The sequence below is a fragment of the Pedobacter sp. MC2016-14 genome, from assembly GCF_020991475.1.
Lineage (GTDB): Bacteria > Bacteroidota > Bacteroidia > Sphingobacteriales > Sphingobacteriaceae > Pedobacter.
On the sequence record NZ_JAJMPA010000001.1, the window covers coordinates 2,608,221 to 2,624,443 of the forward strand.

A 16,223-nucleotide genomic window follows, 5' to 3' on the forward strand; every position below is an offset into this window, starting at 1 on the left:
TTAATTCTGGTTATAGGGAGACATTAATAAATCTACCTATGGAAAGTAATAAAGAAGTAATCAGCGATTTAAAAGAGTTGTTATCAATTGTAAACGACGGAAAAGAGGGATATGAATCTGCGGCTGAAGCCACAGATAAAATTGAGTTGCAAGGTGTATTCTTAAAATACGCTGCACAGCGTGCTGCTTATGCAGATGATTTGAAAAGTCACATTGCTACGCATGGAGCAGAAGCGGATAATGAAAGTGGTGGTGTATTGGGTGTTTTACACCGTACCTGGATAGACATCAAGCAAGCTTTAAGCAGTAAAGAAGATCTGGCGATTCTGGAAGCTGTAGTAACCGGAGAAAAAGCGGCCATTGAAAAATATGATAAATACATAGCTGACTATGTAGATCATGCAGATCATATTGAATTGCTAAAAAGACAACGCCTTGGCGTGGTTGATGCCTTAAGTGAAATTGAAACCTTAATTGTGCAGCGCAAGGCTTATTAAATGTTAAATAATCAGCAGTAGGGTTTTGCATGAAACTATATTGCATGTGAGGTGAGTGCGAGGTCAGTGTGAGTCTAACTCGCACTGACCTCGCACTCATTACTATTCCATATTTGATTCATTAATAGTTTTTCTTTATCTTAGTTGAGTATTTTAATAATATTTAATATAAATGGCTGTAAGAAAAGGAGATTTTTTATCTGGTGTGGTAGGTCCGATGGTAACAAGGGAAGTTAACGGCAGACAAGTTGTACAATCAAAACCGGACAAATACAAGCAAACTGAAGGAACCAAAAAAAGTGGTAAGGTATTCGGCAAATCCAGCTCCCTGGCAGGTTTAATTAGAAATGATTTCTGCCGTAGCCATAACGGCTATTGTGATAGTGAAATGGCTCAAAGAAGCGTAAGCGCAACCAGGCTCATTTTGGGGCAGTGTTATGATAAAGACTCAGGGATTTATCAGGTTAAAAATGAGAGCTTTAATCGCTTAAGTGGGTTTGAATTTAATTTGAAATCCTTATTGATTGATTTTTTATGGGCAGGCCGCAATTAACTTTAATTGCTGATCAGCTGCTAATTAAATTACCAAAGACTAAAATTCCGACAGAGTTGAAGTTTCCTAAAGGTGCAACATCTTGTATCAGAAAGCTTATGCTTACCTTTTATTCTCCAGCAACAGGTTATTACTACGCCAACCATTTGCAACTAGAGCCCATACTAAATATTAAAGGTACTATAGATGCACAAGAATTTGATTTTACTGTTCCAAAAGGTGTGATTTGCTTTCTGAGTATGGCCCTGGAATATCATACAGAAAGTTATGGTGTTAGTAAGGTGATTAATAATAAGCAATTTAATCCTGCTGGTATTTGTGAGGTCCTTATAAATCCTGGTATTTTTGACATTGAAAATCCGGAGCTACAACCGCAGTTAAGATATTGGGAGAATGATAGCAAAATCCTACTACCAGGTGCTGTGTTTTTGACCGAGGAGGAAGGGGTTGCGAACAAAGATGTTCAGTTAGCTGCGAAATCAAAAGAAGCTAAACCCGCAAAGGAAAAGAAGGCTGATAAACAAAATGAAAAGGAAATCCGCAAAGCTGAAGCAAAATCAATTGCAGCTACACTGAAAAATATGGGTATGGATACGGCAGAGATTGTAAAGGCTACCGGGCTGTCCAAAAAGCAGGTGGAGGAGTTGTAATTATATTGTATAATTATTAATAAAAAAATAGACACAGATACGGTATTACATACTGATCATATACTATAAACTGAACTTTAAGCCTCCAGAATTAGTTCCAGGGCTCGAAAATAGTACTGTAGAGGTTGCTATTATGAAGTTGATTGCCATAAATAGTAAATTATCATTTAAATTGCATGAATTTCATTATGTTTATATGAAGTTTAAAGATCAATTGGCACACATTGAAACAGGGTAAAAATTTAAAACAGGACTGGGAGATATTCATTAATGATGGTAATTCTGCGTCTTTCTATGATCTATATGGTCATTATCATGATTACCTTACGTTCATAGGTGTAAAAAAAGGAGCAAGTCTGGAAAAAACAAAGGATTGTATCAATGATCTTTTTTTGTATGTCTATGAAAACCGCGTTCGTTTAAGCCACATTCAAAATCATCACAATTACCTGATCACTTCCTTTCTTCATAAAATATTTCGCAAACAACATTTTAGTGCAGAAGAAAGCCTTGATTTGGTTCATGTGCAGGACGAGTTGGTTTATCCATCTGTGGAAGCGCAATATATCATTCAGCATTCCAATGAACGTATAAAACATATTTTACAAACATACATAGATAAGCTTTCGGCCAGCCAGGCAAAAATGATTTACCAAAAATTTTATTTAGGCCTGTCTTATGAGGAAATCTCCGTAGCGAATGAAATTACTATAAAAACGGCCTACAATACCATATATAATGCGATAGAAAATTTAAAGAAGACGATGGGGGATGATAAATTCGGTGCTCTTTTCGCTGCACTATCTGCAATTCTTATTTTTTTTCTATTTTTTTTAAGAAATCATGGGTAATAACCGGCCCTGTCTGCTCTATTGTTTAAAGTTATAAATATAAATGCAAGATACGGACATCGCTGTACTAATAAATCAGGAAAGTTTTCTGAATTATTGTTTCGAAAGAAATGATGAGGATATGCTTTATTGGGAAAATTGGTTACTAAAAAATGCAGAAAGTCGTAAGGAAATTGAAGAGCTAAAACGAATGTTGATTGTTATGGGTAATGAGTCCCGCAATCGCATAAAGGAGGAAGACTTTGCATCACTTCAGGCAAAAATCAATAAATCTGAGTTGGGCAATACGAACAAAGTACACTCTTTATGGAGTTGGGCTGCGGCTGCGGCAGTAATATTTTTAATTGCTGTATCACTTCTCTACAACCGGACAACACTTGAATCTGAAAATATCATTGCAAATGATATTGCTCCGGGTGGTAATAAGGCTACCTTAATACTTGCAAATGGCAAAAGGGTAAACTTAACTGATGCAAGCAATGGCTCCATCGCCAGTCAGTCTGGAATAAAGATTATAAAAGCGAAAAATGGACAGCTCATTTACGAAGTGTCTGGAATTGGTACCGAGTCATCCCTCACTTCCTACAATACTATAGAAATCCCTTTTGGAGGGCAATACCAGGTAAATCTTTCGGATGGAACTAAGGTTTGGTTAAATGCTGGATCATCGTTGCGCTACCCATTGAAGTTTTCTGGCAGTAAACGCGAAGTACAACTTTTAGGAGAAGGATATTTTGAGGTTGCCCATAACAGGGAAATGCCATTTAACGTAAGAAGTGGAAAACAAACAATAGAAGTTCTGGGTACACATTTTAATGTTATGGCATATGCCGATGAAAAAGCCATTAAAACATCCTTGTTGGAAGGTTCAGTAAAGATACATTATGGAGAAGAGCATTTACAATTAATCCCTGGTCAGCAGGCTCAATTCTTGAACGATAAAGTAAACATTGTTGGTGATGCTGATATGGAAGAAGTGATTGCATGGAAGAATGGCTACTTTAAATTTAATGAAGATTTGGTAGGCATAATGAACAAAATATCGCGCTGGTATGGTGTTAAAGTCATTTACCAGATGAAACCAGATTCTTCATTAACTTATTCGGGTAAGATATCCAGGTCAAGAAATATTTCTGCCATTTTAAAGATTATATCTTTTGATGGAGATGTTCACTTTAGAGTGAATGGCAAAATAGTTTACGTAACCAATAACTAAAAATAATAATAACCTAAACCCATAAACATGATTAGAAAACTACGACAGAAAAGCAGGGCTTAAAAGGTGAAACATGAAAAAACCAGAAGTACCTGGACAGTACCTCTGGAAAAGCCTGGTGTTCATTAATAATAATTTATCAACTGTTTTTAATTGCAATTGCCCTAAGATTCGAAGCCTGTGGCATATTGCATCACAACCAAACCAAACAAATGTATAAAAATTACACTAAGAATATTGGTGTGCCCACAGGGTATTTCCGTAAATTTCTATTTATTATGCGACTAACCGCAGTTATATTGTTGGTATCTTTAATGCAGGTCTCTGCTATAGGATTTGCGCAAAAGATTACCATCAGCAAAAAGAATGCACCGCTAAGCCAGATTATAAATGAAATACGCAGCCAGAGTGGTTACGATTTCTTTTATAGTAACCAGCTGCTAAAAAAAGCGAATCCGGTAACTATTAATGTAAAGGAAGCTTCATTAGAAGAAGTTCTCATGTTATGTTTTAGCAACCAACCTTTAACCTATAAGGTTGATGATAAGGTGGTGATGCTGAAAGAGAAGACTAAGGAAAATAGTATTGTCAGCAATTTGCTGGATATTTTTAACAATATAGATGTACGCATCTCTGTATTAGATGAAACCGGAGGGATTTTACCAGGCGCCACAATTACTGTAAAAGGAACTAACCGAAAGGTAGTATCAGGTGCGGATGGGAAATTTTTCCTGACAAATGTAGATGAATCGGCAGTTTTAGTAATCACTTATTTGGGCTATGCCACACAGGAAGTGAAGTTAAAAAAAGGGCAGACAACAGTTACTGTTAGAATGAAGCCTTCTGCAAATGACATGAATGATGTGGTGGTTACGGGTATTTTTAACAAGCCCAAAGAGAGTTACACAGGAGCAGAACGTACAATAACAGAGAAAGAATTGAAGCAGTTTCAGGGCCGAAACCTGTTTACAACTATTGGAAACATAGATCCCTCTTTTTATGTGGTGCCAAATAATGCCTCTGGTGCAGATCCAAACAAGATTCCTGACATACAGCTCCGTGGGACAAGGAGTTTGCCAAATATCGATCAGATTGGTGATGAAACTGTGGCTAAACTGAATACCCCACTCATTATACTTGATGGATTTGAAAGTACCCTGCAGCGAATGCTGGATCTGGACAACAATGAAATCTTATCCATCACCTTACTAAAAGATGGATCAGCAACGGCCTTGTATGGTTCAAGAGGGGCAAACGGAGTCGTGGTTATCAGGACAAAAGAACCTGTTCCCGGCAGATTAAGATTATCTTACGTAGCAGGCCTAAATTTAAGCATTCCGGATTTGGGAAGCTATAATCTGCTTAATTCTGCTGACAAACTGGAATTGGAACGTCTTTCTGGTTATTATGGAAGTTCTACCCGCACACCTGAGGCGAATATAGGCTTGCAGCAATATTACAACCAAGTGCTGGCACAGGTTACAAAAGGGGTAAATACAGATTGGCTATCTATTCCGTTACGAACAGAAGTGGGGCAAACACATAACCTAAAAATAGAAGGTGGCGATGAAACCTTCAGGTATGATCTTGCCTTGCATTATAACAATCTTAACGGTGCCATGAAAGGCTCAGGAAGAAATGCATTTAATGGTACTATTAACCTGTCTTATAAATATAGGAACCTTACTTTCCGAAACAATTTAGTAGTTGGGCAAACCAAACAAAGTGAGTCACCTTATGGTGCGTTTTCTGACTATGTGAAGTTGAACCCCTATTGGGAGCCTTACGATGCCGCAGGAAACGTAACCCGTTACTTCTCACCCTATAATTACGACTATTGGACCATGGCAGGTTTCTATGGTGGTAAGCCATATGCCAATCCTTTATACGATGCGATGTTAAATACCTATAATATCGGAAATTATACTTCTATAACGAATAACTTTATGTTAGATTGGGCACCTATTCCGAAAATGTATGTTAGAGGAGGTTTAAGTGTGAGCAGTAATATGAGTACCCAGGATAATTTTAAACCGGCAAGTCATTCCTCGTTTTCAACCTATTCAGATGCGGATCTTTTTAGAAAAGGAAGTTATGCCTATAGCAGCGGGAAGTCTTTAAATTATACAGGACAGGTTACTGCCGGTTATTCCGACCTTTTTGCCGAAAAGCATCGTGTTAGTATAGCAGTAAATTTGGATGCAAACCAGATCAGAAATACCAACTACACTTTTGATGCAGAGGGCTTCCCGGATGAATCCATAGATCTTTTATCCATGGCCCTGCAATACAAGCAAAATGCGACACCTACCGGTGGTGAATCTACTACCCGTAGGATTGGCGCGGTTGCCAATGCAAATTACGCTTTAAAAGACCGATATTTGGCAGATTTTACCTACCGTATAGATGGTGCTTCACAATTTGGCGTCAACCGTCGTTTTGCACCTTTCTGGTCTGCAGGTTTGGGCTGGAATCTGCATTACGAAGATTTCGTTAAGAACAATCTTCCTTTTGTGAGCCGTTTAAAAATAAGAGGTTCTTACGGATCAACGGGAACTACACAGTTCGGTGCTTACCAGGCATTAGGCACGTATAGCTATATTGTAAAAGACCGCTACAAAACCTGGCTCGGTACTCGTCAAAATGCACTTGGAAATGCAGATCTGGAATGGCAGAAAACCGACAAATTTGACATCGGTATGGAGCTGGAGTTATTTAAAAGCAGGCTAATTTTACAAGGTGACGTGTATTTAGAGAAAACATCTAATTTGCTTTCTTCCCTTGAGTTACCTTACGCTAATGGTTTTGCCAATTACAATGAAAATATTGGCTCCTTGCAGCAAAAAGGGTTTGAGGCTTCGGCTGTGGTATGGTTGGTTCCTTATTCACGACAAAAGTTAGCGTGGTCGGTAACCGCAAACATTGCACACAATCAGGATAGGATTATTAAATTATCTGAAGCCATGAAAGCAGCCAATGCAAGCAGATTGCTGGCACTTAAAGATGGTTTATCTATTACACCAAATACCATTATACAAGAAGGTGCTTCGCAAAATACTATTTATGCCGTTCGTTCACTGGGCATAGATCCAAGTACAGGAAAAGAGCTTTTTCTGGATGATAAGGGGGAAGTTACCTATTCCTGGCGACCACAATATAGGGTAGCAGCAGGTGTTAACCAACCCAGATTTCGGGGGAATTTAAGTACAATGGTACGTTACGGTAGCTTTTCTGTAAATACATCTCTTGGTTTCCGATTTGGTGGGCAAATTTACAACCAAACATTGATTGATAAAATCGAAAATGCCGACAGGTTGATGAATGTGGATTCACGTGTATTTACTGATCGCTGGCTACAGCCTGGTGACCAAACCTTTTTCAGGGGACTAAATGAAATTACGGCCGTAAATGCTTCTACAAGATTTGTACAAAACGAGACCACATTTACCCTTCAAAACGTAAACATGACCTATGATGTAACCAGTAAACGGTTACTTAAAAAAATGGGTATGCAATCTTTATCTATTGCAGCCAATAGCGGCGAGCTTTTTTACATCTCTACTGTGCCGCAGGAGCGGGGTACTGCTTATCCTTTTACCCGTCAGTTTTCAATGTCTGTCTACGCATCATTTTAAAAACGAAAATCATGAAAAGAATATTTACCATTATCATTTTATTGAGCAGCCTGTTATTTAATGCAGGATGTAAAAAGTGGCTTGACGTGACACCGCAGGGGCAGGCCACCCAGGAGGAATTGTTTAAAACAGAAAAAGGTTTTAAGGATGCGCTTACAGGAGCGTACATCCGTATGAAGGATGGTAATATTTATGGGGGCAGCTTAATGTGGGGAACTATTGAATATATGGCCTGCAACTGGGATGCATCATCCAGTAACACGGTCATCCCGCAATTAAAAGCAGGAAATTATAATGATGCCAATGTAAGAACAGGATTTGACAATACTTATCAAACACTATTTAAGGTTATTGCTGACGTTAATAGTATTCTGGAAAAGATAGAAGATAAAAAGCCCGTTTTTACAGCCAGCAATTATGAAATTGTTAAAGGTGAGTCTCTGGCCTTGCGTGCATTTTGCCACTTTGATGCCTTACGTTTTTACGGGCCTATGCCTACAAATCCCGGAGCTGCTTTAATTTTACCCTATGTTAAAGAAGTAAACAAAGATATCCACCCGCTACTTCCTTACCAGGAATTTATCCAAAATATATTGGCCGATCTGGATCAGGCCGAAGCATTGCTGAGGGATATTGATCCAATTAGGAAATATACCATTGCTGAACTGAACCCAGGTACCGCAGTAGGGACTATTCCTGCACAGAGCGACAATTATTTGCAATATAGACAAGTACGTATGAATTACTATGCAATTCTTGCACTTAAAGCTCGTGTTTATCTATGGCTGGCAGCTATGGATAGCGCAAATAAAATTAATGCAACAAAATATGCAAAAATGGTAATAGATGCAATGAGCCCCAACGGTGCTACAACATTTAGACTGGGTGTAGAAAGTGATCGTGCCAGTCAAGATTACACAATGTCACCAGAGCACATTATGGCTTTAAGTGTATATAATTTAGAAACCATTGCTACCAATACCTTTGGCCAAAACGGTAGTGTAATGAAATATGATTTTTCTCCATTTTATTACTTAACGGTTTTATTTCCTGCAAATGAAAGTGTATCTGATATCCGGTTTAAGGACATGTGGATACCAAAGTCGCCGATTGGAACGGCCACATCCAATGATATCATGTACAGGAAGTTTATTCAAAAAGCAGGTGCACTACCCGAAAGTCAGGTGTTACAGGTTCCTTTATTGCGCTTGAGTGAAATGTACTTGATTATGACTGAATGCGCAGAAACAAAAGCTGCCGCAGAGGCGGTTTATACCATTTATTGTGCAAGCAAGGGAATTCCTTTTATTTCATTTAACTCAGCAGACTGGCTTACCGACCGAAGAAATAAAATGGTTAGGGAATATGTACGTGAATTTTATGGTGAAGGCCAGTCCTTTTTCTGCTTCAAACGGCTGGGGGTAACTACGCTGCCCGCTAGCTGGACAGCTACTTACTACACCGGAACACCTGCAAAATATGTGGTGCCAAAACCTTTACGTGAAATCAATTACAATAATAATTAAGAACAATATGAAAAGATTGATCTATTTTTTGACACTAATTTTGGTAGTACTGGTTAGCAGTTGCACCAAAACAGATTACCTGCTTTTTAATGATGCGGCAAGGGTACAGCTAAGCGATACGGCAACCATTAACAATTCATTTTTTTATGAGCCTGCTTCCGTTTTAAAAGATACAGTATACATTCAGGTAAATACCATAGGAAATACAACTAATAAGGACAGGGAAGTAAAAATGGTCCAGGTAATTGAGCCTGGTATCAACAATCCGGCTGTTGCTGGAGTACATTACATTGCAATGGATGATCCATCTCTTAAAAATTTGATGGTCGTGAAAGGAAATAAAGTCACGGCTATGATTCCGGTGGTATTGCTTAGAGACCCAAGTTTGAAAACAAACAGCTTCAGGTTGCGTCTTGAACTGGTGGCTAACGATCAGTTTTCATTAGGGGAAAAGCAAAGCAGATCCCGTGCTATACTTTTTTCCGATCGTCTGGAAAGGTTTTATTCCTGGAGAAATGATACTTATACCTCAACTGCTTTTGGTGTTTTTGGCAAATACAGCACGCGCAAGCATCAATTCATGTACGATTACCTTAAAGTGCCTATAGATGAGGCTTGGTTTCAAGCTGCTTTAAGTATACAGGCTACCGGAAATTATAGAAATTTACTCAAAGAGGCTTTAGCAACATTCAATAATGATCCCGTTAACATTGCTAACGGAACTGCGCCAATGCGGGAAACCAGTCTGGCAAGTAGTGCCATTGTAACCTTCCCTTAATTATTGAAGTATAAAAACTGAATCATGAAGAAATTAATATATATTATAATTATAGGGATGATCACCCTTTGTAGTAGTTCCTGCATAAAAAACAACGGTAATGATTTTATACCAGATCTGCCTGTCCCTTCAGTAACTGGGTTTGAAAAATCCTATACCACTTACACGCGTAGAGATGTGTTGAGCATTAATCCTACCGTAAAGGACGAATCGTTGTACACTTTTGAGTGGAGAATATATTCCTCAAATTTTGTGGTGAGCAGTGGAGTCATTCCTAAAGGTGATTTGATTGCGAGTACAAAAAACCTAAACTATACCGTATTGCTAAATCCGGGGCCTTATATTCTTACCTTTAATGTAACCAACAAACAAACTGGCATTAAGCAAATCCTCACCAGTACAGTCAATGTATCTACTTTAACCATGAATGGCTGGTATCTGTTAAAGGACAATGGAACAACTACAGATTTTGATTTTATTTATCCAACGGGCAGGATAGATAACTGGATGGCATTCCACAATGATGGTAAAAGTTTAAAAGGAAAGGCGATCAAATCTATATATGCTGGCTCGTTTAAGATGAGTCCTGCATCTACTGATCTCTTTGGTTCTTTGTTCGTGATCTCTGACCAGGATGCTGGTATTTATAGAATTGACAATGGAAAGCAGATGCTCAATGCAGACAATATGTTTTTTACCAAACCTGCGGTCTTTAGGCCTCAAAATATTTTGCAGCCTCAAGCCGACCAGAACCTTCGTTTGATTAATGATGGCAAAGTTTATACCATGAATAAAGGCGCATTATTTACCAATCCTCCTTTATCTACGTACACCATGTCAGCTATAGCAGGTTCCGCAGGTAATGACGTGATGTTTGATTTAAATTCCAAATCTGTGATTACCGTAGACAATTCCACTTTTGTTCCAGTAAACAGCCTGGCTACTACACTAAAAAATATGAATGCCGAACCCATATGGATTGGTGCATATGCTGGCCTTCGCAGTGTGGTGCTTGAATTGTTTCGCAGAGCCAACGGTGAGGGTTATTTGGTGAAATTGTTTGGTACATACGGCCCTTTAGCTGGTTATTCAAACCCTTTGGATAAAAGTATAGTTGTTCCTCAAACTCATGGTTTAATGTCGGCTGATGTGATTGCCGGAAATTATGATGCAGATTATATTTACTATGCAAAAGGCAATAAAATTTACATTACAGATATTATCTCGCTTACTGAAAATTTACAAGTTACACTAGGTGCTGGTGAGCAAGTAACGGCGATACAGCACATTAAATATCCGTTGCCGGGCACTACTACTACACCAACAACCGTAATTACAAATTATCTGAGCATTGCTTCTTATGTTGCAGCGACTGGCAAGTATAAGGTTTACCTGCATAACATCAGTTCTACAGGGACGATACAAGCCTTAGCCCTGCCAAATTTTGAAGGCACAGGAAAAGTAAGTTCAGTGAACTTTATTGAAAACGGTGTTGGTAATAAAACGTATTAAAATCGATGAAATTAAAATTAAACATTACCCTGTTGGCATGCATGCTAACAGGGGTTGTTTTTGCACAACAGGATCCAGATCTGGAATCTGCTGAGCTTAAAAAACAAAAGATAGAATTAGACGCTGCCCTGGCTACAATAGAGCAGAAACTTGTTGCAAGTGAAAAGACCTACAGAGAAGCCCAAACCAAAAAAATAAAATACGACACCATAGGGTTAGGAGCATGGCGTGCAGAAATGGCGGCTCTTAAAATGGAAAAGAAAAAGGCCGAGGTGATTTTCATTCAAAAGCATCCTGATTATTTTATCAGCCTAATGGCATTAAATGACGTTATCGGGCATTTGCCTGAAAATGTGCCGACAAAAATAAAATTATATAATAAGCTAGATAAAGGTCTGCAAAAAACAGCAACCGGATTAAAGACCAAAGCTACCCTGGATAAATTTAACGCACTGAGCATCGGTAAAATTGCCCCGGCATTTTCTGCGCCGGATACCTCCGGAAGGAGCATCAGTCTATCAGATTACCGCGGAAAATACGTCCTGCTTGACTTTTGGGCCAGCTGGTGTGGCCCCTGTAGAGAAGAAAATCCAGTTGTAGTAAAGGCATTCCGGACTTATAGAGACAAAAACTTTGATGTGCTTTCTATTTCCCTGGATCAGCCCGGCAAAAGAGATGCCTGGATTAAAGCCATTCATGTCGATCATTTGGATTGGACACATGTGTCTGATTTAAAGTATTGGAACAGTGAAGTGGCGCAATTGTACGCTGTTCGTTCCATTCCTCAAAATTTCCTGATTGATCCACAAGGAAGAATCATTGCTGCAAATCTGCGCGGTGAGGCACTCGATAGAAAACTGGCAGAAATTTTCTTTAAATCTTCAAAATAGCTAATTTTTAAAAGGCCTGTTAAAAAGGGCATAAAAACGCACAAATGTTTAAACCTATTTTACTTACACTGGCGCTAAGCGGCTTTGTATTGTCAACTAATGCCCAGGAAAAAAAGCCGGAGGCATCCACAAAAAAGATAGCTGTCCCTGTTAAAAAGGCCGACAGTGTACCTGGAGCACCAAAAGCCTACAATGAAGTCATCACGGCTAAAGCAAAAACTTCTGTTGGTATGATTAATGTTCATCAAATTGCGCTCAAGTACTTTTTTGAAATCCCCGATACCTTGTTGGGTAGAGAATTGCTAATCGTAAACCGGATCTCCAAAGCGGCATCAGGAACACGTCCTCAGATGTTGGGCTATGCTGGTGATGAGATTGCTGAAAATGTAGTTAGTTTTGAAAAGGGGCCTAACGACCGTATATTTTTGCGCTTGAATTCTTTTAATGAACGTTCAGGCGATACGACCTCTAATGGTTTGTATAAGTCTGTACGTAATTCAAATATTCAGCCAATTGTTGCTTCTTTCTCGGTTAAAGCTTATGGACAGAAGGGGCAAATTAAAAGCTCGGTAATTGACGTTACGGAATATTTGAATACAGAAAATGAGGTTTTTTTCTTTAGTCCCGGTGTTAAAACTGCTCTCGGCATTGGTGGCATACAAACTGATAAGTCATATATAGGTTCTCTTAGTACTTATCCAAAGAATGTAGAGATTCGCACTATTCGTACTTATACTAAAGGGCCTGTAGCTGGTCAACCCACTATCTCCACTATTCCTGTAACATATGAGCTAAATAGTTCCATGGTACTTTTGCCTAAGATTCCGATGAAAGCACGTTATGCGGATGCAAGGGTAGGTTTTTTTGCGCACGGTTATACAGATTTTGACGGAGACCCTCAAGGTGTAAGGCAATCTGCTGTGATGGTTCGCTGGCGCATGGAGCCTAAAACCGGGGATATTGAAAAATATAAACGCGGAAAACTGGTAGAACCTAAAAAGCCGATTATCTATTACATAGATCCGGCAACCCCAAAAAAATGGGTGCCTTACCTCATTGCTGGTGTTAATGACTGGGCTAAGGCATTTGAACAGGCTGGATTTAAAAATGCAATTAAAGCATTACCTGCACCAGCTAACGATCCAAACTGGAGCATTGATGATGCTACCCATAACGTAATTGTTTATAAACCTTCGTCTGTTGCCAATGCAAGTGGTCCGAATGTGCATGATCCGCGAAGCGGAGAAATCATTGAGAGCCATATTAATTGGTACCACAACATTATGCAGCTGGTTAGAAACTGGTATATGATCCAGGCGGGTGCTATTGATCATAAGGCCAGAAAACTAAAGTTTGATGATGAATTGATGGGGCAGTTGATCCGCTTTGTCTCCTCTCATGAAGTGGGGCATACTTTGGGACTGTTGCATAACTACGGTTCAAGTTCAACGGTTCCGGTAGAAAAACTAAGGGACAAAGCCTTTGTAGAAAAATATGGACACACGCCATCTATCATGGATTATGCCCGTTTTAACTATGTGGCCCAGCCAGAAGACCATATTACACAGAAAGGAATTTTTCCAAGAATTGGAGAATATGACAGGTGGGCAATTGAATTTGGCTACCGTTGGCTGCCGCAGTTTAATTCACCTGATGCGGAAATACCGTACATGAACAAGCTGATTATTGATAGCCTGGATAAAAATAAGCGCTTGTTTTTTGGTTCGGAGGGAGAGTCCCTTGACCCGCGTTCGCAAAGTGAAGATTTGGGAGATGATGCGGTTAAGGCCAGTATATACGGAATTAAAAATCTTCAACGCATTATCCCGCAGCTAAAAGATTGGACAAAGGAACCTAACGAGGGTTATGAAAACCTTAAACTGATGTATGACCAGGCATTTAGGCAATACATGTTATATACCGCACATGTACTTAAAACTATAGGAGGGGAATATCACACTAACAGGAGTATCGAACAAAATGGAAACGTTTTTGAACCAGTATCTTATAAGAAGCAAAAGGAAGCGATGCAATTCTTTAACGATTATGTATTCAACATTCCGGAGTGGATGTTGAAAGATCAAAATGATCCGCTTACGAGGTCTAATCCAGGCATATATATGGAGGTTGCGCAAAATAATGCTTTACAGAGGTTACAGGGGTCTGGAATTCTTATGGAATTTATAAAAAATGAAGAATACAGCAAAGGAAAAACCTACACCTGTTCTGAATTTCTGGAAGATTTGAAGAAAAGCATCTGGACGGAACTGTATACCGGAAAATCTATTGATCTTAACCGGAGAAACCTGCAGAAAACATACATCACCAATACCATTAATTCGTTTAAGGCTACAGGTGAGATTGTCGGAAAAAATAGTGGAAACGGCGTGATATATTATATAAATCCAGATCCAACTAGAAATGATGTTTCCAGCTTAGTTCGTGCCCATTTAATATCCTTGAAAGAAGATATTCGCAAAGCAATTCCTTCGCAAAAAGGAATGTCTTTATATCATCTTGAGGATGCTGTTAAGAGAATTGATGATGTTTTAGATCCTGTAAAATAATAGCAAAAGTGCATTAATGTATTTGGCGCATAAGTTGTTATCATATAAATAAGTTGAAAATAGGCTGTGTTATACTCATGTATAATCAGCCTATTTAGTTGTATTAAGACTCTGCCGGGTTCTCAATAAGCCGGATCTTTTACAGTATAGCTACAGCTTGGTTTTGGCCGTATGCCTTTTAGATGTGTTGCTAAAGTTAGCCGTAACTAAGTTTTTACAAGCGTCTCAATATAACGATAATATAGACGCCGTTTTCCTAAGTGTTTAATACACTGCGCTGTTTATACAAGATAAACTTTGTAAAAACCTAAATCCTTCATAATTCTCTTCCGGACGTTTTAAAAGGGGGGATAGAGGGGGACAGTTATGCAAATCATTCCGTTTAATATTGTTTTTTATTAAACAAGTCATTTTAACCAAATATATATGCAAATCATTTTTGGAGTTCTATTCCATTTTATCGGAGGCTTCGCTTCTGGCAGTTTCTATATCCCTTATAAAAAAGTAAAAGGTTGGGCTTGGGAGAGTTACTGGATAGTTGGTGGGATTTTTTCATGGCTGATAGTACCACCTCTTGCTGCTTATTTAACAATTCCAAATTTTAGTGACATCATTGCAAGTACAAGCGGGAGCATTTTAACCCTTACTTATTTCTTTGGGATCCTTTGGGGGATTGGCGGTTTAACCTACGGTTTGGGTGTTCGGTATTTGGGTGTTTCATTGGGAAGTAGCATTATTTTAGGCCTTTCCATGGTGATTGGTTCCATATTACCTTCTATATATTTCCAGTTTTTTCCACAGGTAGGTAAGGATCCGTTTGTTGTATTTTTGGCTACTGAATGGGGAAGAACGGTGATGTTCGGACTTTTAGTTTGTGTTGTTGGAATCATAGTCTGCGGTAAAGCAGGTGTGATGAAAGAAAGAGAAATTAAATCAGCAGCCACAGACCCGCACGGAATGGAGGTCAAAACAGAATACAAATTCGGCTTGGGTTTGTTTGTTGGCATTGTTTCGGGAGTGTTGAGCGCTTGTTTCAATTTTGGTCTTGAAGCCGGAAAACCGATGGCTGATGCCGCAAATGCGCTCTGGAAAGTTGCAAATCCTGCAGAGACGGGGAATTTCCTTTTTCAAAATAACGTAACCTACATTGTTGTGCTTTGGGGCGGATTAACTACCAATTTTATCTGGTGTATGATTTTAAATGCCAGAAATAAAACTTTCGGTGATTACACCAAAAAAAGCACACCTCTATTAAAGAATTATATCTTTTCTGCATTGGCAGGGACTACCTGGTTTTTGCAATTCTTCTTCTACGGAATGGGCGAGAGTAAAATGGGGAATGGCGCAAGCTCCTGGATTTTGCACATGGCATTTATCATTTTGATTGCCAATGCATGGGGACTGGTTTTGAAAGAATGGAGCGGTGTGCAAAAGAAAACTTTTTATACACTAATAGCGGGCATATTAATCATTGTTGCCTCCGTACTAATTGTGGGCTACGGAAACTCACTAAAATAACTGTCAATTATAACATTTTTAATATATAGA

12 protein-coding genes are annotated in these 16,223 nt (G+C 38.9%); all 12 read left to right on the top strand.

Going from position 1 to position 16,223, the window contains the following annotated elements:
* Positions 1 to 38 precede the first annotated feature (38 nt).
* On the top strand, positions 39 to 497 hold the full coding sequence (locus LPB86_RS10730) for a PA2169 family four-helix-bundle protein (protein WP_230643505.1): 459 nt from the start codon (positions 39 to 41) through the stop codon (positions 495 to 497).
* Positions 498 to 669: 172 nt separating this feature from the next.
* Complete coding sequence (locus LPB86_RS10735; RefSeq protein ID WP_230643508.1) at positions 670 to 1,050, top strand: hypothetical protein; 381 nt, start codon at positions 670 to 672, stop codon at positions 1,048 to 1,050.
* The gene (locus LPB86_RS10740) at positions 1,032 to 1,700 is read left to right on the top strand and encodes a hypothetical protein (protein ID WP_230643511.1); all 669 of its coding nucleotides are present in this window, start codon (positions 1,032 to 1,034) and stop codon (positions 1,698 to 1,700) included. The genes LPB86_RS10735 and LPB86_RS10740 overlap by 19 nt, the downstream gene beginning before the upstream one ends.
* Before the next feature lie 224 nt (positions 1,701 to 1,924).
* Positions 1,925 to 2,551 carry an RNA polymerase sigma factor gene (locus LPB86_RS10745; protein WP_230643514.1) on the top strand — a complete coding sequence of 209 codons (627 nt, stop codon included), beginning with the start codon at positions 1,925 to 1,927 and terminating at the stop codon, positions 2,549 to 2,551.
* 43 nt (positions 2,552 to 2,594) lie between these two features.
* Complete coding sequence (locus LPB86_RS10750) at positions 2,595 to 3,767, top strand: FecR family protein (RefSeq protein WP_230643517.1); 1,173 nt, start codon at positions 2,595 to 2,597, stop codon at positions 3,765 to 3,767.
* Positions 3,768 to 3,979: 212 nt separating this feature from the next.
* Positions 3,980 to 7,402, top strand: coding sequence for a SusC/RagA family TonB-linked outer membrane protein (locus tag LPB86_RS10755; protein WP_230643520.1), 3,423 nt, complete (start codon positions 3,980 to 3,982; stop codon positions 7,400 to 7,402).
* Between the two features lie 11 nt (positions 7,403 to 7,413).
* Entirely contained in the window at positions 7,414 to 8,928 is a 1,515-nt protein-coding gene (locus LPB86_RS10760; RefSeq protein WP_230643523.1) for a RagB/SusD family nutrient uptake outer membrane protein, read from the top strand.
* Between the two features lie 7 nt (positions 8,929 to 8,935).
* On the top strand, positions 8,936 to 9,706 hold the full coding sequence (locus LPB86_RS10765) for a DUF4843 domain-containing protein (protein WP_230643526.1): 771 nt from the start codon (positions 8,936 to 8,938) through the stop codon (positions 9,704 to 9,706).
* A gap of 24 nt (positions 9,707 to 9,730) precedes the next feature.
* Positions 9,731 to 11,218, top strand: a complete 1,488-nt coding sequence (locus tag LPB86_RS10770; protein ID WP_230643529.1) for a PKD-like family lipoprotein — start codon at positions 9,731 to 9,733, stop codon at positions 11,216 to 11,218.
* Positions 11,219 to 11,223: 5 nt separating this feature from the next.
* The gene (locus LPB86_RS10775; protein ID WP_230643531.1) at positions 11,224 to 12,108 is read left to right on the top strand and encodes a peroxiredoxin; all 885 of its coding nucleotides are present in this window, start codon (positions 11,224 to 11,226) and stop codon (positions 12,106 to 12,108) included.
* 44 nt (positions 12,109 to 12,152) lie between these two features.
* On the top strand, positions 12,153 to 14,675 hold the full coding sequence (locus LPB86_RS10780) for a zinc-dependent metalloprotease (RefSeq protein WP_230643535.1): 2,523 nt from the start codon (positions 12,153 to 12,155) through the stop codon (positions 14,673 to 14,675).
* Positions 14,676 to 15,101: 426 nt separating this feature from the next.
* Positions 15,102 to 16,193, top strand: coding sequence for an L-rhamnose/proton symporter RhaT (gene rhaT, locus LPB86_RS10785; protein ID WP_230643538.1), 1,092 nt, complete (start codon positions 15,102 to 15,104; stop codon positions 16,191 to 16,193).
* The last annotated feature ends 30 nt before the right edge of the window (positions 16,194 to 16,223 follow it).